The organism is Sorangium sp. So ce394 (genome assembly GCF_051474665.1).
GTDB lineage: Bacteria > Myxococcota_A > Polyangia > Polyangiales > Polyangiaceae > Sorangium > Sorangium cellulosum_D.
Map to the genome: position 1 here is coordinate 7805389 of NZ_CP150339.1, position 18447 is coordinate 7823835.

The 18447-nt window shown below is 73.7% G+C and carries 15 protein-coding genes; 7 read left to right on the plus strand and 8 right to left on the minus strand.

From position 1 onward, the window contains the following. Nucleotides 1–88: 88 nt before the first annotated feature. Nucleotides 89–1669 carry a ferritin-like domain-containing protein gene (locus WMF33_RS28490; RefSeq protein WP_437331575.1) on the plus strand — a complete coding sequence of 527 codons (1581 nt, stop codon included), beginning with the start codon at nt 89–91 and terminating at the stop codon, nt 1667–1669. On the opposite strand, the gene WMF33_RS28495 is transcribed toward WMF33_RS28490, so the two are convergent. Further along, nucleotides 1630–3093, minus strand: coding sequence for a hypothetical protein (locus WMF33_RS28495; protein WP_437331576.1), 1464 nt, complete (start codon nt 3091–3093; stop codon nt 1630–1632). The genes WMF33_RS28490 and WMF33_RS28495 overlap by 40 nt on opposite strands. Then, nucleotides 3093–4160: a hypothetical protein gene (locus WMF33_RS28500; protein WP_437331577.1), complete on the minus strand. Its 1068-nt coding sequence runs from the start codon at nt 4158–4160 to the stop codon at nt 3093–3095. Before WMF33_RS28500 ends, WMF33_RS28495 begins: the two co-directional genes overlap by 1 nt. Nucleotides 4161–4466: 306 nt before the next feature. On the opposite strand from WMF33_RS28500, the gene WMF33_RS28505 reads away from it, so the two are divergent. Beyond that, entirely contained in the window at nt 4467–5507 is a 1041-nt protein-coding gene (locus WMF33_RS28505; RefSeq protein ID WP_437331578.1) for a hypothetical protein, read from the plus strand. Between the two features lie 56 nt (nt 5508–5563). On the opposite strand, the gene WMF33_RS28510 is transcribed toward WMF33_RS28505, so the two are convergent. Next, the gene (locus WMF33_RS28510; protein ID WP_437331579.1) at nt 5564–6100 is read right to left on the minus strand and encodes an FHA domain-containing protein; all 537 of its coding nucleotides are present in this window, start codon (nt 6098–6100) and stop codon (nt 5564–5566) included. A gap of 629 nt (nt 6101–6729) precedes the next feature. On the opposite strand from WMF33_RS28510, the gene WMF33_RS28515 reads away from it, so the two are divergent. Both WMF33_RS28515 and WMF33_RS28520 read left to right on the plus strand, forming a co-directional pair. Further along, nucleotides 6730–8850: a glycoside hydrolase family 52 protein gene (locus WMF33_RS28515; RefSeq protein WP_437331580.1), complete on the plus strand. Its 2121-nt coding sequence runs from the start codon at nt 6730–6732 to the stop codon at nt 8848–8850. Beyond that, nucleotides 8847–9884, plus strand: a complete 1038-nt coding sequence (locus WMF33_RS28520; RefSeq protein WP_437331581.1) for an NAD-dependent epimerase/dehydratase family protein — start codon at nt 8847–8849, stop codon at nt 9882–9884. Before WMF33_RS28515 ends, WMF33_RS28520 begins: the two co-directional genes overlap by 4 nt. Before the next feature lie 133 nt (nt 9885–10017). On the opposite strand, the gene WMF33_RS28525 is transcribed toward WMF33_RS28520, so the two are convergent. The 3 genes from WMF33_RS28525 to WMF33_RS28535 form a co-directional block, all read right to left on the minus strand. Continuing rightward, nucleotides 10018–11280, minus strand: coding sequence for a pectate lyase family protein (locus WMF33_RS28525; RefSeq protein ID WP_437331582.1), 1263 nt, complete (start codon nt 11278–11280; stop codon nt 10018–10020). Between the two features lie 340 nt (nt 11281–11620). After that, nucleotides 11621–12148, minus strand: a complete 528-nt coding sequence (locus WMF33_RS28530; RefSeq protein WP_437339529.1) for a hypothetical protein — start codon at nt 12146–12148, stop codon at nt 11621–11623. A 345-nt stretch (nt 12149–12493) separates the two neighbouring features. Next, entirely contained in the window at nt 12494–13201 is a 708-nt protein-coding gene (locus tag WMF33_RS28535) for an SDR family NAD(P)-dependent oxidoreductase (protein ID WP_437331583.1), read from the minus strand. Between the two features lie 342 nt (nt 13202–13543). Here WMF33_RS28535 and WMF33_RS28540 point away from each other — a divergent pair, with 342 nt between their 5' ends. From WMF33_RS28540 to WMF33_RS28550, 3 genes are read left to right on the plus strand one after another with little or no spacing between them, the layout of a single operon-like run. After that, entirely contained in the window at nt 13544–14584 is a 1041-nt protein-coding gene (locus tag WMF33_RS28540; protein WP_437331584.1) for a sulfonate ABC transporter substrate-binding protein, read from the plus strand. Then, nucleotides 14581–15375: an ABC transporter permease subunit gene (locus WMF33_RS28545; RefSeq protein ID WP_437331585.1), complete on the plus strand. Its 795-nt coding sequence runs from the start codon at nt 14581–14583 to the stop codon at nt 15373–15375. The genes WMF33_RS28540 and WMF33_RS28545 overlap by 4 nt, the downstream gene beginning before the upstream one ends. Nucleotides 15376–15377: 2 nt before the next feature. After that, complete coding sequence (locus WMF33_RS28550; RefSeq protein ID WP_437331586.1) at nt 15378–16196, plus strand: ABC transporter ATP-binding protein; 819 nt, start codon at nt 15378–15380, stop codon at nt 16194–16196. A 13-nt stretch (nt 16197–16209) separates the two neighbouring features. Here the strand turns inward: WMF33_RS28550 and WMF33_RS28555 are convergent, their stop codons facing one another. Next, nucleotides 16210–17259 carry an iron-containing alcohol dehydrogenase family protein gene (locus tag WMF33_RS28555; RefSeq protein WP_437331587.1) on the minus strand — a complete coding sequence of 350 codons (1050 nt, stop codon included), beginning with the start codon at nt 17257–17259 and terminating at the stop codon, nt 16210–16212. 34 nt (nt 17260–17293) lie between these two features. Beyond that, nucleotides 17294–18442 (minus strand): STAS domain-containing protein, encoded by a 1149-nt coding sequence (locus WMF33_RS28560; RefSeq protein ID WP_437331588.1) that lies wholly within the window; start codon nt 18440–18442, stop codon nt 17294–17296. Between the last annotated feature and the right edge of the window lie 5 nt (nt 18443–18447).

Here is an 18447-nt window from a genome sequence, read left to right on the forward strand (position 1 = left end):
CACGCCGCGAACGACGCGGCAAGCGCGCTCGCGGGGGCAGCGACGGCGGGGCCGAACGCGGGTAAGATCCTCGAACGAGGTTGAAGCCATGAGATTGCTTGTCTCGATCGACGCTTGGGGTGCGAGGTTGCTCTCGGTGCTGGCGATCGCGCCCGCCCTGAGCTGCGGCGGCGACGTCACGGCCGAAGAGGGCTCTGGCGGCAGCGGTGGAACAGGCTCGAACGCGAGCACGGCGAACGCGAGCACGGGGGAGGGCCCGGCCGCGAGCTCTGGCGCGGGCCCCGCGGGGAGCACGGGAAGCGCGCCGCCGGGAGGGTTCCCGTTCGCGTGCGACGATCCCGAGCCCATCCTCGTCGCAGGCCAGAACACCGGGTACGTGCGCTGTGCCGGCGGCTGGATGCACCGCGCCGAGGTCATCACCTGCCCGACCCCGCTCCCGCGCCCCGAGGCGTGCAAGGACACGGGCGGCGGCGCAAGCAGCTGCTCCTCGGACGCCGACTGCACCGAGCAGCCGCACGGCTTCTGCAGCCCCGGCCTCGGAGGCGAGGCGCCCCCAGGGTGCTTCTGCCATTACGGATGCACGACCGATGCCGAATGCAACGAGGGGCAGATCTGCCTGTGCGGCGATCCCGTCGGGCAGTGCGTGCAGGCGCGGTGCACCAGCGATCAGGACTGCGGCAGGGTGCTCTGCTCGAGCTACGTCCTCAACCCGGGTTGCGGCGGGACCGGCTTCGCCTGCCAGACGGCCACCGACGAGTGCGCCGGGGACGGCGACTGCCCGGGGGACCAGCAGTGCACGCTCACGGCGCTGCGCCACGCCTGCGCGGAGCCGCTCTGCGTGATCGGCCGGCCATTCCTCGTGGCCGGGGTCGAGCGCACCGCCGAGCCCGCCGCGCGCGACGACTGGGCCGCCTCGCCGGGAGCGCCGCCTCGCCGCGACACGCTTTCGGCCGAGCAGCTGGCGGCGCTCGCCGAGCACTGGACCCGCGTCGCCCTCCTCGAGCACGCGTCGATCGCCGCGTTCGCCCGCTTCACGCTCCAGCTCCTCTCGCTCGGCGCCCCACCGGAGCTCGTCGGCGCGGCCCAGGCGGCCATGGGTGACGAGGCCGAGCACGCGCGCCTGTGCTTCGCCCTCGCCAGCGCGTTCGCCGGACGCGGCGTCGGCCCCGGGCCCCTCGCCATCGACGGCGCCCTCGGCGGCGAAGGCGCCCGCGAGATCCTCGTGACCACCCTCCGCGAGGGGTGCATCGGCGAGACCATCGCCGCGATCGAGGCGGCAGAAGCCGCCCTCCACGCGACCGATCCCGCGGTCCGGCGCGCCCTCGAGACGATCGCCGAGGACGAGACGCGGCACGCCGAGCTCGCCTTCCGGTTCGCCGCCTGGGCCATCGAGCGCGACCCCTCCCTGGCGAGCGCGGTCGCCGACGAGCTCGCCGCCGCCGCCGCGGAGCCGGCCCCCGCAACCCCGGACGACGCCGCGCGCAGCGGCCTGCTCGGCTTCGGCGTGCTGTCGCCGGCGCACCGGCGGACGCTCCGGGAGCGCGCGCTCGCCCAGGTCGTCGCGCCGTGCGCGCGGGCGCTGCTCGCGCGCGGCGGCGAGCGCAGCGGCCCGCGCCCCGCGGCCGGCCCTCAGCGCGACGAGACCGAGAGCTTGGCGACGAACAGCTGACCGTCCTCTTCCTCGACCTTGCAGTTCAGGAGCGCGAAGTCGGCGCTGGAGGTGCCCGCCAGGTAGACGTCCGTCCCGGAGATCGCGAGCGCCTGGACCCGCTGGAGCCCGGGGCCGCCGAGCGCGCCGAGCCACTCGGTCTCGCCGCCGGAGGCCCCGAGCCGCGCGAGGAAGATGTCCCCCTCGCCGGCGTCCCCGGCGACCTCGGCGTCGTCGGTCATCAGCTGCTGCCGGAAGTGCCCGGCCACGATCACCCGCCCGAACGCGTCGACCCCGACGACCTGCGCCGACTGATCCCCGCTGCCGCCGAGGTGCTTGGCCCACGTGGCGACGCCCCGCCGGTCGAGGTGCGCGGCGAAGCCGTCCTCCTCCGTGGCGACGAGCTCGCCGGCGAGATCGATCTGCCCGTCGAACGAGCCGGCCAGGATGACGCCGGCGCCGTTCACCGCGATGGCGCCGGCGCGCTGGTCCCCGGGGAGGGAAGCGTAGTGTCGGTACCAGAGGCCGGCGCCCTCGGCGCTCGATCCATCGCAGATCCAGGACGCCGGGAACGAGGCGAGGACGGCGTCGGTCCCCTCCGCGACCGCGTCGCCGGGCGGCAGCCCGCGCTCGGAGCCGGGGAATCCGACGTTCACCCGGCCCTCGAAATCGGCGACCACGAAGGCCTCCCCGGAGGACACGCGGAGCGCCCGGGGCCGGTAGCGCGCGCCCTGGAGACCCGAGAAGACACCGCTGCACGCGTTCGCGAGGGTCTGTCCATCGTAGCTGGAGAACCCCATGTCCGCCCCGCCCTGGAGCGACGTCAGGACGAAGACGCGATCGCCCTCCGCGGCCACCGCCCTCGCCTCGTCGGGGCCGCGCGACCCGTGCACCACGCACGCCGCGACCCCGCCCGGATCGTGCCTGTCGAGCCGCGCCACGAACGCGTCGCCGGCCCCGCCGTCCGCGGGCGCCGCGCAGTCCGCGCCGAACGACAGGCTGCCCGTGAAGTCGCCCGCGACATAGACGCTGCCCTCGCCGAGGGCGATCGACGTCGCCTGGTGGGTGTGCGTCGCGGCGTCGTTCTCCGCGTTCCCGAAGCGCTCGCTCCAGATGTGATTGCCGTCGTGCGCGAGGTGCGCCACGAAGACGTCCTTGCCGGCGCCCCCCGCCGTGAGCGCGCCGCCGGCGACGGTGAGGTCGCCCTTGAAGCCGCCCGCCAGCCACAAGGTGCCGTCGCTGTCGGCCACGAGCCCGCCGAGCGCGGTGTCGGCGTCGCCGAACGACGTCACCCACTGGCACGTGTAGCCGGGCTCGCTGAACGTCCCGCCCCCGACGCCCTGCTCGGAGATCGCCTGGATGCCGGCGATCTCCGCGCAGCCCGCGCCGCCCGCCGCGAGGAGGGCGCTCGCCAGCCAGCGCCGCGCACGCCGTTCGAGCGTCATCAGAACACCCCGAGGACAGCGCCGCCGAGGACGCCCGGCGCGATCTGCACGCCCGCGCTCGCGCGCGGGCCGTCCGGGGGCAGCGTCAGCCAGAGGACGGCCGTGCCGGCGAGCGCCGCGCCCGCGGCGATGAAGGAGAAATCGGAGACCGTCGCGTACGACATCGCCCTGCTGGCCAGATCGGGCACCGGCTGCGCGCAGTCCAGGTAACGCTCCGCGTTCCTGCACGCCGTCCCGGCGCTGTTCTCGACCTTGTCCCACGTGGAGATCGCCAGGCCCCCGAAGGTGCTCCCGAGCGCGATGCCCGCGAGCGCGAGCCCGCCGGTCACCCACATCAGGTTCCGGTGGATCGGATCCGGCCTCGGGCCGTACGGCGTCGGCCGGCGCCGCTCCAGGTCGGCGGCAGCGGGCGCCGGCGCGGCCGCGCGCGGATCGAGCGCCGTGATGCGGACCTCGACGATCTCGCCCGGCTGCCGCGCCTCGACCTCGCGCGAGAACGCCTGCCGGCCGGACGCGGTCGCGGTGACCCGGTGCTTCCCCGGCTCGACGGGGCGGGCCACCCCGACCCCCCGCGCCGCCGCGCCGTCGAGCGCCACCTCGATCCCCGGCAGCGCCTTCACCTCGTCGGACACGAGGATCGCGAGCTTCGGGAGCCTCTGCGCGATCGCCGCCGCGCGCTCGCGCGCCTCGGCGCCCTGCTTCGCGTCGCCGCCCGCCGCCTCGACGTCGGCGTAGAGCGCCCACGCGCTGGCGAGGCGGCCGGTGCGCTCGTGGCACCGCGCCAGCTCGAGCTTCGTCTCGGTCGACGGGCGCAGCCGCTCGCTCTCCTCGAGCTTCGGACAGGCCGCGTCCGGCCGGTCGCTCGCCAGAAGCTCCTGCGCCTCCCGGCGCAGCGCGTCGGCCCGCGCGCGCTCCGCGATGGTCGGCTCGGCCCAGGCCGGGGCCGCCGCCGCCGACGCGGCCAGCGCCGCGAGGAGCCCGAGCGGGGCGCGGCCGAGGCCCCGCCGCGCCGCGCGCCCCGCGCCGCCGGCGCAGCGGCGGGGTCCTCTGCAGATCTCTTCAGGCATCGAGTCCCCTGGGCGGCCGGCGAGCAGCACCTGCGTCAGGTCCGCGCGCTGGACCGCGACGACCGATAACAGGGCACCGCGAGGAGCGCCAGGCCGAAAGCCCCGCGCTCGGGCGCCGCCGCGCCGCCGCGCCGCCGCGCGATGCCCGAGGCCCGAGCGCGGGTCCGGCGAGGCAGCCGCTCGCCCGCGTTCCGCTTCGACCCCCGCGGCCTTTGCGCTAGCTTTCCGCCTTCGATTCCGGTCTCGCCCCTGGCTCTCGCGTCATCGAGCGTACCGGCTGGAGCGCTCCCGCGAACAGGTGCCCTGATGTCCTCCGTGCCCGCCCCCAAGAAGAAGCGGTCCAAGAAGCGCGCGCCCTCCCTGCCCCGCCGGGACGAGGAGTGGATCGGCGGCTTCTTCTCCCTGCGCGCGTTCGTGCACGAGGGCGACGAGGCGTACCGCCCCGAGGCGGTCGTCTGGATGACCGAACGCGGCTTCGTGCTGAGCTGCGCCGCCCTGCGCCCCGGCGACGTCGTTGCGGGCGCGGTCGACAGCTTCGAGGCCGCCGCCACCGGCCCGCTGGAAGGGAAGCCGCGCCTGCCCGAGCGCGTGCGCGTGGCCTCGCCCGCGCTCGCCGACGCGCTGCGGGCGCGGCTCGACCCGGCCATCGAGGTCCGCGTCGCGCCGACGCCGGAGATCGACGTCGTGGCCGAGGACCTCGAGGCGCACCTCGGCGCGCGGGACGGCCGCCTGACCCCGAGCTTCCTCGGCGGCGGCATCGAGGCGCCCGCGATGGCGTCGTTCTTCCGCGCGGCGGCCGCGCTTTACCGCGCCACGCCCTGGAAGGCCGTGCCCACCGACGCGGACATCATGGCGCTGTCGATCCCGTCGCTCGGCGCGCGCGACCTCGCGCTGTGCGTCGTCGGGCAGGCCGGCCAGAGCCACGGCGTGCTCCTGTTCGAGAGCGCGCGCGGGTTCGAGCTCTACCTGGCCGAGACCGCGAAGCTCCCGGACGCGCCGCCCGCGTCGCTGCCGGCGAGCTTCTTCTCGCTGAGCTTCGACCGCGCGAGCGACCTGCACCCCGCGCTGCGCGACGAGGTCGCCGAGCAGCGCTGGGAGCTGGCCGGCCCGGACGCCTACCCCACGCTCGCGATGGTCGACGAGGACCTGATCGGCCGCAAGCCGACGCCGAAGGAGCTCACCGCCTCGGAGGCGCTCGCCCTCGGCCTCGTCGAGCTGATGAAGCGGCGCAAGGAGATCACGAGGGCCTTCCGCGGCGGCGCCCCGGTGGACGCGAGCTACGTGGTGGAGACGCACGCGGGCCCGGTGGAGGTGCTGTTCCGCGCGCCCCACCCGGAGCGGAGCTGAGCCGGCGGCCGCGCCGCGGGGCGCCGCGCGCGAGCGGGGGCCGGAGGGGCCCGGCGTCAGCGCGCGACGAGCCGGTAGAGATCGGCGTTCAGGATGAACTCGCAGACGACGTTGCCGAACTGGAGGATGTCGCCGCTGCGGAGCGGGGCGCCGTCCCCGGCCGGCGTGAGGAGCCGGTCGTTCAGGAACGTGCCGTTGGTGCTCTTCCTCGCGTGGAGCATCGGGGTGTCCGCGACGACGGCCGAGATGTGCGCGTGGGCCTTTGACACGGAGGGGTCGCGCAGGACGATATCGCTGTTCGGGGCGCGCCCGATGGTGATGCGATCCTGCCAGGGGCTCTCCGGGCGCTTCGTCACCGGCAGGAGCTCGCATCCGTGGGACGCGACGCTCATCGCCGACGAGATGCGGTGACGGATCAGGGCCGGTTGGCTGTGCGAGCCGGGCGAGGTGCCGGCAAAGACGGTCTTGAACGACGGAGGGGGCTGGTCCTCGGGGCCGAGCTCCCGGAGCAGCCACGCGTGCGGGTACCTCCGGTCGAAGGCCATCCGTGAGAGCGCCCGGCTCTGGGCACAAAGCGTCGCGAAGGTCAACATGACAAGATCTTCCCCGGGTTCCGTGCTGTTCGAGCAGGCGGCGCCCGGCCGAGCGACGCACCGCCCGCCCGTCGGGTCCCGATAGGCCTTTATACATCAGTCCACGACGGGATCACCGGGCGCCACGCCGCGCCCCTGACTGGGACCTCCGGCGCCGCGCGGACTACACCGTCGGGGCTCACCACACCCGTGGGCAGGACGCGCATCGACGCGGCGCCGACCACGAATCGGTGTTTCTGCGACACGACGCCTCTCGTCAAGAGCCGATATCCGGGTCGAGGCGACCTCCGGCGCAACCATCTTGTGCCGGACAGGAAGACGACGCCGGCGGCCGCACCGCGTTCCGCTCCAGCGAGCACCGCGTCGCGAGCCAGCGCCCCAGGCCCGACGTCTGCTCCACGCCGCAGTGACCCCCCTCCCCCCTGTCCTGCGCGCCACCCCGGCGGCGGCGCGGCCTCGCCGCCGCCGTCCGGGCCCGGGCAGCCGCCGGAGGGCCGCCCCACCTCGGCGCGCCCGCCGGGTGGTACGGAGCGACCTTTGCGACGGCGCCGCACACCGCCTCCACAGGCTCCCTCCGCGAGCGCGCTTCCCGGGAGCGCTCGGCGAGGCGGTTACGGTATGTTGCCGCCGTGACCTCCTCCTACAATGTCCAGCACGCGCCGGTCGGCGCCTTTGCCTCCTTCACGCTCGGCAGCTTCAACCGCCGGGGCGGGTTCGCCTCCCAGGTGGGCCGCCCGGGAGAGTCGAACCTCTACATCGGCTACCGCGAGGGCGACGGGGACTTCCTCTGCCTGCCCTACTTCGAGAGCCAGCGCGGCCCGGACGTCCCGTTCGGCGTCACCTTGAGCAACGACACGCGGATGCGCCGCGTCTTCGGCGATAAAGACATCCGCCGCGAGCTCGGGTGGGCGAGCGACACGATCCGCGCCGGGCGCCTGACGCTCGCGATCTACTCGCCGTTCGGCCCCATCCCCGACCCGCGCACGGCGCCGCCCGCCGAGGTCGCCGCGCGCTCGTGCCCGGCGCTCATCGCCCGCCTCGAGCTCGACAACACCGGCAGCGACAAGCCCCTGACGGGCCTCTTCGCGCTCGACGCGCCGAGCCTGCGCGACCTCGAGACCGAGAGCGACGGCCGCCTCGTCGGCGTCGCGCACGGCCGGCGCTGGGGCTTCGCCTGCCGCCCGGAGCCGGGCCTCCGCGCCTTCCAGGCCTTCACGCCCGAGCACGCGTTCGACGGCAGCGCCGACCGGCTGTTCCGCCTCGGCAAGACCGGCGGCCTGGTCATCGAGGTCCCGGCGGGGCAAAAGCGCGAGGTCTGGATCGCGCTCGGCTTCCACGACGCCGGCGCCATCACGACCGGCGTCGAGGCGCGCTACGCCTACACCCGCTACTTCCGCCGGCTCGAGGACGTCCTCTCCTCCGCGCTCGACCGCCGCGAGGCGCTCGTCCGCGAGGCGGCCCAGCGCGACGCGGAGCTCGCGCAGTCGGCGCTCAGCCCCGCCCAGAAGTGGCTGCTCGCCCAGGCGACGCACGGCTACTTCGGGTCGACCGAGTGGCTGGACACGGCGCTCGACGACGCCTCGCCGCCCGCGCCGCTGTGGGTCGTGAACGAGGGCGAGTACGAGATGATGAACACCTTCGATCTCGCGATCGATCACCTCTTCTTCGAGCTGCGTTACGCGCCCTGGGCCGTGCGCAACATCCTCGACCTCTACGTCGATCGCTACAGCTACCGCGACCAGGTGAAGCGCCCCGGCGCGGGCGGCGAGCTCCTGCCCGGCGGGGTGTCCTTCACGCACGACATGGGCGTCAGCAACCACTTCTCGCCGGCCGGCGACTCCAGCTACGAGCGCCCGAACCTCGACGCCGTCTGCTTCAGCTTCATGACGCACGAGCAGCTCACGAACTGGATCTGCTGCGCCGGCGTGTACGTCGCGCGCACCGGCGACAAGGGCTTCCTCGAGCGCCACCGGGGCCTCTTCGCCGAGCTGCTCGCGAGCCTGCTCCACCGCGACGCGCCGGAGCCGGGCGCGCGGACCGGCGTCATGGCGCTCGACAGCAGCCGCTGCGGCACCGGCGCCGAGATCACCACCTACGACTCGCTCGATCACTCGCTCGGCCGCGCGCGCGGCAACCTCTACCTGGCCGGCAAGACGTGGGCGTCGTACGTCGTGCTCGCCCACCTCCTCGAGCGCTGCGGGGACGCCCCCCTCGCCGCCGAGGCCAAGGCGGCGGGCCGCAAGGCGGCGCGCGCGATCGTGTCGGCCTTCCACGAGCCGTCGGGCTACATCCCCGCCCTGCTCGACCGCAGCTCGACGAGCGCGATCATCCCCGCGATCGAGGGGCTCCTCTACCCGCACGTCATGGGCTTGCTCGACGAGGCCGAGCACGGCGAGCTCGTCCGGGTGCTCCGGCGCCACCTCCACGCCATCCTGAAGCCCGGGCTGTGCCTGTTCCCCGAGGGCGGCTGGAAGCTCTCGAGCAGCAGCGACAACTCCTGGGCGAGCAAGATCGCGCTCTGCCAGCACATCGCGCGCGCGATCCTGAAGGCCGATCTCCCCGACCCCGAGCGCCACGAGGAGGCCCACGTCCGCTGGCAGATCGAGGGCTCCGGCTACTGGGCCTACTCCGACCAGATGCAGCGCGGCGTGCCCGTCGGCAGCCGCTACTACCCGCGCGGCGTGACGGCCATCCTCTGGCTGGACGAGCCCGCCGCGGGGGCGGGGCGGAAGGCCGAGGGGCAGTCATGAGGGTCCTCATCGTCGGCGGGACCGGCCTCATCTCGACGGCCATCGTGCAGCAGCTCCTCGAGCGGGGCGATCGCGTCACCCTCTACAACCGCGGCGTGACGGCGCGGCGGTTCGAGGGGGACGTCGAGGTCATCGCCGGCGATCGCTGGAAATACGCCGAGTTCGAGCGCGAGATGCAGCAGCGCACGTTCGACGCCGTGATCGACATGGTCGCCTTCGCCCCGGAGAACGCCGACTCGCTGCTGCGGGCGTTCTCGGGCCGCGCGGGCCACCTGGTCGTCTGCTCGACCGTGTGCGTCTACGGCGGGCCGCTCACGCGCTCGCCGGCGACCGACGACGAGCCGCACCGCCCGGTGACGAAGTATGGCCAGAACAAGTCGCGCATCGAGTCGACGCTGCTCGCGGCGAACGGCCAGAACGGGCTCAAGACCACGATCTTGCGCCCGTCGTTCACGACCGGCGAGGGGCACACCGCGCTCGGCGCGCTCTATTTCGACGACTCGATGGCCGATCGCGCCCGTCGCGGCCTCCCGCTCATCGTCCACGACGACGGCACGACGCCGTGGGCCATCGCGCACGTCTCCGACGTGGCCCGCGGGTTCGTGAACGCGCTCGGCAACGACAAGGCCTATGGGCAGGCGTACCACCTCACGAGCGACGAGCACACCACGTGGGGCGGCGTCTTCGCCGCGCTCAAGGAGGCCGCCGGCGGCAAGTCCCCTGTCGTCTCGATCCCGACCGACTGGCTCTACGAGGTCGCGCCGCGCCGCATGGTGGGCGTCAAGTTCATCTACCAATACGGGTCGATCTTCGACAACGGCAAGGCGGCGCGCGACCTCGGCTTCCGGACCACGGTGCCGCTGGTCGAGACCTTCCGCCGCCAGATCGCCTGGTCGGAGCGCGCGGGGACCTACCGGCGCGCGGACGAAGAGCCGCTCCAGGACGTCCTGCTCGACGCGTTCACCCGGGGCCAGAAGCCCGCGCCGGGGCAGGTGCACGACTTCAACCCGTGGGGCAACGAGCCCGAGTCCTGATCCCTGCTGCCGCCGTCGTCCGACAGGCCGCCTCGCCGCCTCACGGAGCCTCCCACGCGAGCATTCGGGTGGGAGCGCTCCGGTAGCGCGGGCGCGGCCCCGGGCGGCGCTCCGGCGGGCGCCACGGCCCGCGTCAGGGCAGGTTCTCGAGGGGATCGATCTTGCCGACGCCCGCGTGCGCGAGGACGATCGCCTTGACGTCGGCCGACCTGTCGAGCGGATAGTCGTACGGCGCCGCCCAGGTGCAGTCCGCGCCGGACGCCTGCGTCCCCGTGGTGTCCTCGAAGATGTTGTCCTTGCGATCGGTGCCGCCGGCGTCGCTGTCCAGCGTGGTGATGGGGTTCTTCACCTTGTAGAAGTGGTTGCCCTCGACCCGCAGGCAGGCGCCGACGCGCGAGTTGACCCCCGACGTGGGGACGTTCTCGAAGTAGTTGTTGAACACGTGCCCGTTGCCGCCGCGATAGCTCGGGAGGCGGGAGTTCACGTTGTTGATATGGTTATGATGGAACGTGATGCGGCGATCGCTGTCGTCGTTGTCCGACGAGCCGACGAGCATGCCCTTCCAGTGATCGTGCAGGTAGGTCCACGAGATCGTGATGTTCGAGGATTCGTGGGTCACGTCGATGAGGCCGTCGTACTTGTCCTTGTCGGAGTTCACGGCGGGCGAGTCCGCCCAGAGCTCGCAGTGGTCGATCCAGACGTTGTGGCTCTCGTCCATGTGGATGCCGTCGCCGTTGACGCTGCTGGCCAGCACGTGGTGGATCTTCAGGTTGCGGATGATGATGTTGGACGATCTCCTCAGGTTGAGCCCGATCCCCTGTATCTCTCCGCTCGACCCGACCCCCACGATGGTCTTGTTGGAGGCGACGTCCACGTCGTCGCCGCTGCCGCTGATCTTGCCGGTGATCTGGATGATCAGGGCCTCGTCCTTCGCGACCTCGGTCCGGAGCGCGTCGAGCGAGCTCACGGAGACGACCGCTCCGCCCTTGCCGCCGGTGGTGCCGCCGTCGGTCGTGGCGTAGCCGTAGAGCCTGAAGTCGGCGCCGCCGGGGCTGCTGCCGCCGGTGCCGCTGCCGCCCTCGCCGCTGCCGGAGCCGCCCTCGCCGCTGCCCGAGCCGCCCTCGCCGCTGCCCGAGCCCCCCTCGCCGCTGCCCGAGCCGCCCTCGCCGCCCGAGCCGCCCGAGCCGCCCTCGCCGGTGCCGGAGCCGCCCGTGCCGCTGCCGGCGCCGAGCCCGCCGGAGCTGGCGCTGGTGGTGGAGCCGACGCTCCCGCTGCTCGTCGGCTGACCGTCGTTCTCTTCCGGATCCGACGCATCGGAGCCGCACCCTGCCGTCGAGAGGCCAGTGATGCCGAGCGCGATCATCGCAGCCCAAGCGACTCGAGAATCGAACTTCATGCGCAAGTTACCTTTCCGTGATGAGCCAAGCAGCGCGCGCGACGCGGTGGAGAAGCCGGACAGCGCACGGGCCGTTCGCGGGAGCTTCTCAGCAACGCATGTGCCATCAGCGCACGAGGGCTCGAGTCCGCCCGGTTAGCGACCCTTCACGGCATTTTTCCGCCGGAACGACGGCATCGCGCTTCCGCTTCTCCGGCGGCATCCGCAACGCCGCAACGAGCCTGTCAACCGCAGGTTGACACTGTGGACGCGTGAGACACCGCGTCATCGGCCCTGGCGCTCGCAGACGCCGTGACGCCGGGCGCCCCCGGGCACACTGCTGCGGCGCTCCTCGCGGGTCTCAGGGGCCGATTCGTACGAGCTCGATCCAGTCGAGCTTGGACGCGTCCTCGCGGCAACCGAACGTGACGACGTGCATCCCGGGAGCGAGCGCGAACTCGAGCAGCGCCCCTGTATCGTCCTGCGAGTCGCGCACGTAATCTTCGTGGAAATCGGCGCCGCTGAAGTCGTACCTGATTGCGGGGTCCGGCTCGTTGTCCACGCTGACCCAGAACGAGTTGTCCACGCCGTCGGCGGGCCCCTCGGCGACCCTGGCCCTGATCCGGTAGGTGCCGGCCTCGCTGATCTCGAAGGAGCAGTCGACCCGGGAGGACTTGCAATCCTCCTCGGTCTCGGGGACGGCCACGTACTGCCCGCCGCTCGCCAGCGGGTCCTCCACACGCACGAAGAGGCCGGAGAGCTCGCAGAGCGGGTCGTCCTCGGCCTCGACCGTGATCCTGACGGTGGCGCCCCCGCCGCCCCCGGTGGAGGACGACGATGTGTCCCACGCCACGGACAGCCCCTCGAGCGAGCAGCCGCAGATCAGCACCGGCAAGAGCGCAGCCCAGCGTCGCCACCGCGATGGACGCGCGCCGACGACCGTCGTGCGCGCCGGGGAAGCTCTCCCCACGTCACCGGCCGCACGACGTCTCGACTCCGCCCGAGGCTCCGAGATCGCTTTCACCTCCGACGACTTTAGCAACACACATACCGCGAGCGCGACACAATCTTTCGCGCCGGCCCGGACCCGAGACGAAGCGCCGGGTCGCGCTGCGGTCCCGCGGGCGCTCGCCGGCGCGGCCGGAGGCGGAGAGCGTGAGGGGTGGCGTCGAGTCCACGCCTTCTGCGCGGCTCAAACGAGCAGGAGAGGCGCCGCCTGGGCGCTCAGGGCGCCTCAGCGCGCGGCGGGACGCGCGTAGTCCTGCGCGCGGAACAGCACGCCGTGGACCTCGCCGTCGACAAGCGCCGGCACGAGCGCGCCGGGGAGGACGGACTCCACGTCGTTCGGCGCCTTGGGCCCGCCGAGATCGGTGCGCAGCCAGCCCGGGTCGAGGAGGTTCATCAGCACGCCTGTGCCGCGCAGCGAAGGGACCGTGTCGCGCACGAACTTGTCGAGCGCGGCCTTCGACGCCGCATAGGCCATGAGCTCCGGCTGGTCCTGGATCCCGGAGGTCACCTGGATGATGCGCCCCCAGCGGCGCTCCAGCATCGTCGGCAGCAGCCGGTACGTGATCCGGATCGGGCTGATGACGTTCACCTCGAAGCTGAGCCGGTAGTCCTCCGCCGGCGTCTCCGTGGGCGAGGTGCGGAACGGCGTCATGATGGCGGCGTTGTTGAACAGGATGTCGATCCCGCCCGACGCGGCGATGGCCCCGTCGAGGATCCGGTCGACCGACGCCTGGTCCGACAGCTCCCCCGAGACGGCGCTCGCCCGGATCCCCTTGCCGGCGAGCTCGCCCTGGAGCTCCCGCGTGTGCGCCTCGTCGCGGCTGTGCAGGACGAGGTTGCAGCCGAGGCCGGCCAGACCCCGCGCGATCTGCTTCCCGATCCCGCGGCTCGCGCCGGTGACCAGCGCCCACTTTCCACGAATTTCCACCGTCATGGCGGCGCCTTATGGCAGAGCCGAGCTCGCCTGGCACCTCAAAAGCGGGGCGGCCCACCCGCGCCGGGCGCGCCCGCGCCGCGTCCGCCCGAGCCGCGCGGTCCGCTGCTGCTCCAGCAGCACTCTTTGCTGATCGGATGCTGCTGGAGCAGCAGCGCCCGCCGGCCTCCGCCGGGGCGATGGGCCTGTAACCGCGCGAAAGGCAACGGTTTCCTGCGTGGCACGGCGGCTGCCAGGGGCCTGCGGTTGCATCCCGGTGCGTTCGTCTCGCCGGCGCCCTCGGCACCTGGAATCGGCCAGCGCTGTCCCAGGCGCGCCGGAAGGCGCCCGGAAGAACCTCCCATGATCAGGCACACCCCCTTCACGAGGATCCGCTCCGGGCTGCTCGGCTGCGCTGCGCTGGCGTGCGCCCTGTTCGGCTGCGACCGCGGCGGCGGTGAGCCGGGCGCCGCGATCGCACCCGATGCCGCCGCTCCGGCGCCGGCGCAGGACCGGCGTGAGGCCGGCGTCGTCCGCCTCGGCTACCAGAAGATCGGCACCCCCTATCTCCTCAAGGACCGCGCCGACCGCCTGAAGAAGGCGCTCGAGGCGAAGAACGCCCGCGCCGAGTGGATCGAGTTCCCGGCCGGGCCTCCGCTGCTCGAGGCGATGCGCGCCGGCGCCGTGGACGTCGGCCACGTCGGCGAGACGCCCCCGGTCTTCGCGCAGGCGGGCGGCGTGCCGTTCGTGTACGTCGCCACCGACCCGCCGGCCCCGAAGGCCGAGGCGATCGTCGTCCCGAAGGACTCCCCGATCACCAGCGTCGCGGGCCTCAAGGGCAAGCGCGTCGCGGTCAACCGCGGCTCCAACGTGCACTACCTCCTGGTCCGGGCCGTCGAGGGCGCCGGGCTGACGCTCGACGATCTCCAGGTCTCGTTCCTCGCGCCGGCGGACGCGCGGAGCGCGTTCGAGAGCGGCAAGGTCGACGCCTGGGTGATCTGGGATCCATTCCTGGCCGCGGCGGAGCTCGCCGGCGCGCGCGTCCTCCAGAGCGGCGAGGGGCTCGTCGACAACCACCTCTTCTACGTCGCCCGGCGCGAGTTCGCCGAGCAGCAGCCGGAGCTCCTGCGACTCGTGCTCGAGGAGTACCAGGCCCTGAGCGCGTGGGAGCGCGAGCACACCGAGGAGACCGCGCAGATCCTCGCGAAGTCGTCGGGCGTCGCCTACGAGGCGTTCCTCACCTCCGAGCGCCGGCGCGCGTTCGGCCTCCTGCCGATCACGCCCGAGATCCTGAAGAAGCAGCAGGGCATCGCCGACACGCTCCACAAGCTCGAGGTCATCCCGCGCGCCGTCCGCGTGGAGGACGCGTTCCTGTCGGCGGCCGCGTACGGGGGCGTTCGATGACGGCCGGCCGCGCGCCGGGCGCGCTCGGCCGGAGCCTGGCCCCCTGGATCGCCCCGCTCGCGCTGGTGCTCGTCTGGGAGGCCCTGTCCCGGCTGCAGGTCATCCCGAAGAGCCTGCTGCCCTCGCCCTCGGAGGTGGTGCTGGCCGCGGTGCACGCCACGAAGAGCGGCGGCCTCCCGGCGCACCTCGGCGTCAGCGCGCTGCGCGCGCTCGGCGGGCTCGTCATCGGCGCCGGCATCGGGCTCGTGCTGGGCCTCGCCACGGGGCTCTCGCGCGCGCTCCAGCTCGTCGTCGACGGGCCCCTCCAGATGCTCCGCGCCATCCCCGCGCTGGCGCTCGTGCCGCTCGTCATCCTGTGGTTCGGGCTGGGCGAGACGGCCAAGCTCTTCATCGTCGCGGTGACGGTGCTCTTCCCCGTCTACCTGAACACCTTCCACGGCGTCCGCAGCGTCGACCCGCACATCATCGAGATGGCGCGCGTCTACGACGTCCGCGGGCTCGCGCTCTACCGCGAGGTCATCCTCCCCGGCGCGCTCCCGTCGATCCTGGTGGGCCTCCGCTTCGCGCTCGGGCTCTCGTGGCTCGTGCTGATCGTCGCCGAGACGATCGGCGCCACGCAGGGCCTCGGCTACGTCGCGATGAACGCGCGGGAGTTCATGCAGATGGACCTGCTCGTGCTCACGATCGTGCTCTGGGCGCTCCTCGGCAAGCTGGCCGACTCCCTGGCGCGCTGGGCCGAGCGCCAGCTCTTGCCCTGGCAGCCCCGGCTGCAACGCATGGACGCGGGGTGAACATGAGCGTGTCGAAGGAACACCACAGCGGCGCCCGGGTCCTCCTCGAAGGGCTAGAGAAGCGGTTCGGCGACAAGGCTGTCCTCTCGGGCATCGACCTCGACGTCCAGCCTGGCGAGCTCCTGACCATCGTCGGGCGGAGCGGATCGGGCAAGAGCACCCTGCTCCGCATCCTGTGCGGCCTCGAGCAGCCCACGGGCGGCGCGGCGCGCGTCCTGTCGCCGGAGGGCGTCACTGGCGCCGCGGCCGTGCGCGTCGTCTTCCAGGAGCCCCGGCTGATGCCGTGGCGCACCGTCCTCCAGAACGTCTGCATCGGCCTGCCGAAGGAGCGCCGCGAGCGCGCCCGCGACGTCCTCGCCCGGGTCGGCCTGCTCGACCGCCAGGACGACTACCCCGGCGTGCTCTCGGGCGGCCAGCGGCAGCGCGTCGCCCTCGCGCGCGCGCTCGTCCACGACCCCAAGGTCCTGCTCCTCGACGAGCCGTTCGGGGCGCTCGACGCCCTCACGCGGATCGGCGCGCAGCGCCTCGTCGAGTCGCTGTGGGCCCAGCACGGCTTCACGGCCATCCTGGTGACCCACGACGTCCAGGAGGCGGTCCTGCTCGGCGATCGCGTGCTGGTGGTCGACGAGGGCCGCGTCGCCGAGAGCGTCGCGGTCGACCTGCCGCGGCCCCGCGCCCGGGAGCTGCCGGAGGTCGGTCGCCTCACCGGCGCGCTGCTCCGGACGATCCTCGCTTCGGGCGAGGGCCCGCCCACGCCGCCCCGCTCGCGCGCGGACCTCCCGCCGCCCGTGGCGGCGCCCCTCCTCGCCGGCGCGGAGTGAGCGCGGCGCGGGGTCAGGCGAAGCACCCCTTCAGGCGCGGATCGGTCCGGAGGATCGCCTCGACCTCGGACACGCAGTCGCGGGACGAGAGGACCGTGTAGTAGCCGGGCTTGATCTCCGGCGCGACGCGGACCGCCTCGAGCCACTCGTCGAGCGAGAACGGGTCGGCCCGGATCGCGTCCCAGAAGCCGGTCGCGTCGAGGACGGCGGCGATGAGGTCCGTGTCCCGCCCCTGGAGCTGGCTGACCACGTAGGCGGCCGTGCCGACCTGGAGGCCGTGGAGCCGCGGCCGGCCGGAGGTCTGGTCGAGCGCGTGCGAGATGAGGTGCTCGCTGCCGCTCGCGGGCCGGGACGACCCGGCGATCTCCATGGCGATGCCGTTCAGCATGAGCGCCGTCGCGAGCAGGCGCATGCCCTCGAGGTCGCGCCGGGGGCGCGCCATGAACTGGAACACGGTCGCGTCCGAGAGCAGGGCGGCGAAGTCGTTGACCGGCTCGCCGCGCGCGTGGAACGCGAGCTTCCAGTCGTGGACCGCGGTCACCTTGGCCGCGAGATCGCCCACGCCGGAGAGCCACAGCACCTCCGGCGCGCGCAGGCAGACCTCGGTGTCGACCACCACGCCGAACGGCACCGCGCACGGGAGCGAGCGGCGCCTGCCGCCCACCGTGAGGCTGGCCGAGGGGCTGCAGAAGCCGTCGTTCGAGAGCGAGGTGGGCACGGCGAGGAACGGCAGCCGGGCGAGGGACGCGAGGTATTTGGCCGTGTCGAGGGCGCGCCCGCCGCCGAGCCCGACGATCGCGTCGCACCGCGGAGGGAGCGCGGGCAGGAGCGCCGCGGCCTCCTCGACGCTGGCCGAGGCGACCTCGCGCCGGGCCACGACCTCGATCGCCTGCGCGTCCAGGCCCTCGCGCATCGCCGCCTCGATGGCGGCCGGCGTCCCCTCGCTCGCCAGCAGCACGACGTGGCGGCGCGCCGCCCGCGCGAGGTAGAGCCCGCTGCGCGGGAGCGCCCCGGGCTTGATGCGCACCAGCGTCGGGATGCCGATCTGGGTGGCTGCGGGCATGCGCGGGTCTCCTAGGCCCGCCGCGGCGCCGCGGCTAGGCCCGCCGCCGCGCCGCGGCGCGCTTGCGGCCGACCTCCAGGCCGCGGCCGAGGCTGCGCAGGACGAGCAGGTCCTCGCCGAGGTCGACGTCCACGAGCGCGCGGGCGACCTCCGGGCGGACGCCGGTCAGGATCGGCCGCGAGCCGAGCAGCTGGATCGCGCGCGCCAGCTGCTCCAGGGCGGCGGCGCCGTCCGGATCCAGCGCGTCGGCGCCGGTGACGTCGAGGACCACGTACGACGCCCGCTGCGCCACGATCGCGGGAAGCAGCCGCTCGCCGAGCTCGCTGGCGCGCTCGGCGTCGAGGCGCCCGATGAGCGGCACGGCGAGCGTGCCCCGGCCGACGTCGAGGATCGGCGCCGAGAGCGTGAGGATCTGCCGCCGCTGCTCCTCCACGAGCGCGAGGGAGCGGTTCAGCTCGTCGATGAGCCGGCCCTGCTGCTCGATTTGCCCCTCGGCGCGCCGCTGCGCCGTGACGTCGAGCTGCTGGACGAGCACCGCGCGGCCGCCGGTCACGGGATCGGTCGTGGGGCGCGCCTCCACCCGGTGCCACCGCTCGCCCTCGGTCGTGAGGACCTTGAGCTCCCCCGACCAGGGCGCCTCGGCGTCGATCGCCCCGCGGATCGCCGCGCCCGCCCCCTCGTCCGGGAACACCGCGTCGATCTGCGGCGCGTCGCCGAGGGCGCGCAGGGCCGCGGGGTTGTGGAAGAGCGCCTTCCCCGCGCGGTCGACGAGGCTGACCAGCACCGACGAGTGCCGCACCGCCTCCACGCCGCGCACCATGGAGGCGTCGACGTCGGAGGACTGCGGCAGCGCCTGGAACAGGACGGCGAGCCGCCCGTCGTCGAGGCGGATCGCCTGGCCGTGGAGCGTCACCGTGGCGGGCGCCCCGCGCGGGTAGAGCGTCCAGTCCTCCACGACGGTGCCGCCCTCGGCGACGGCGCGCACGTAGCCGTCGAGCCGCGCGCGGACGGCCGGCGACAGGTCCGAGAGATCGCGGGCGTAGAGCTCGGTGCGATCGGCCGCGCGCCAGAACTGCACGGCCTTGGCGTTGGCCCAGGGGAAGCGGTACCGGTCGTGGTCGTAGACCCAGGTCGGCAGGATGGACAGCTCGAGGGCCGACAGGCGCTGGTCGAGGGACGTCATGTCGT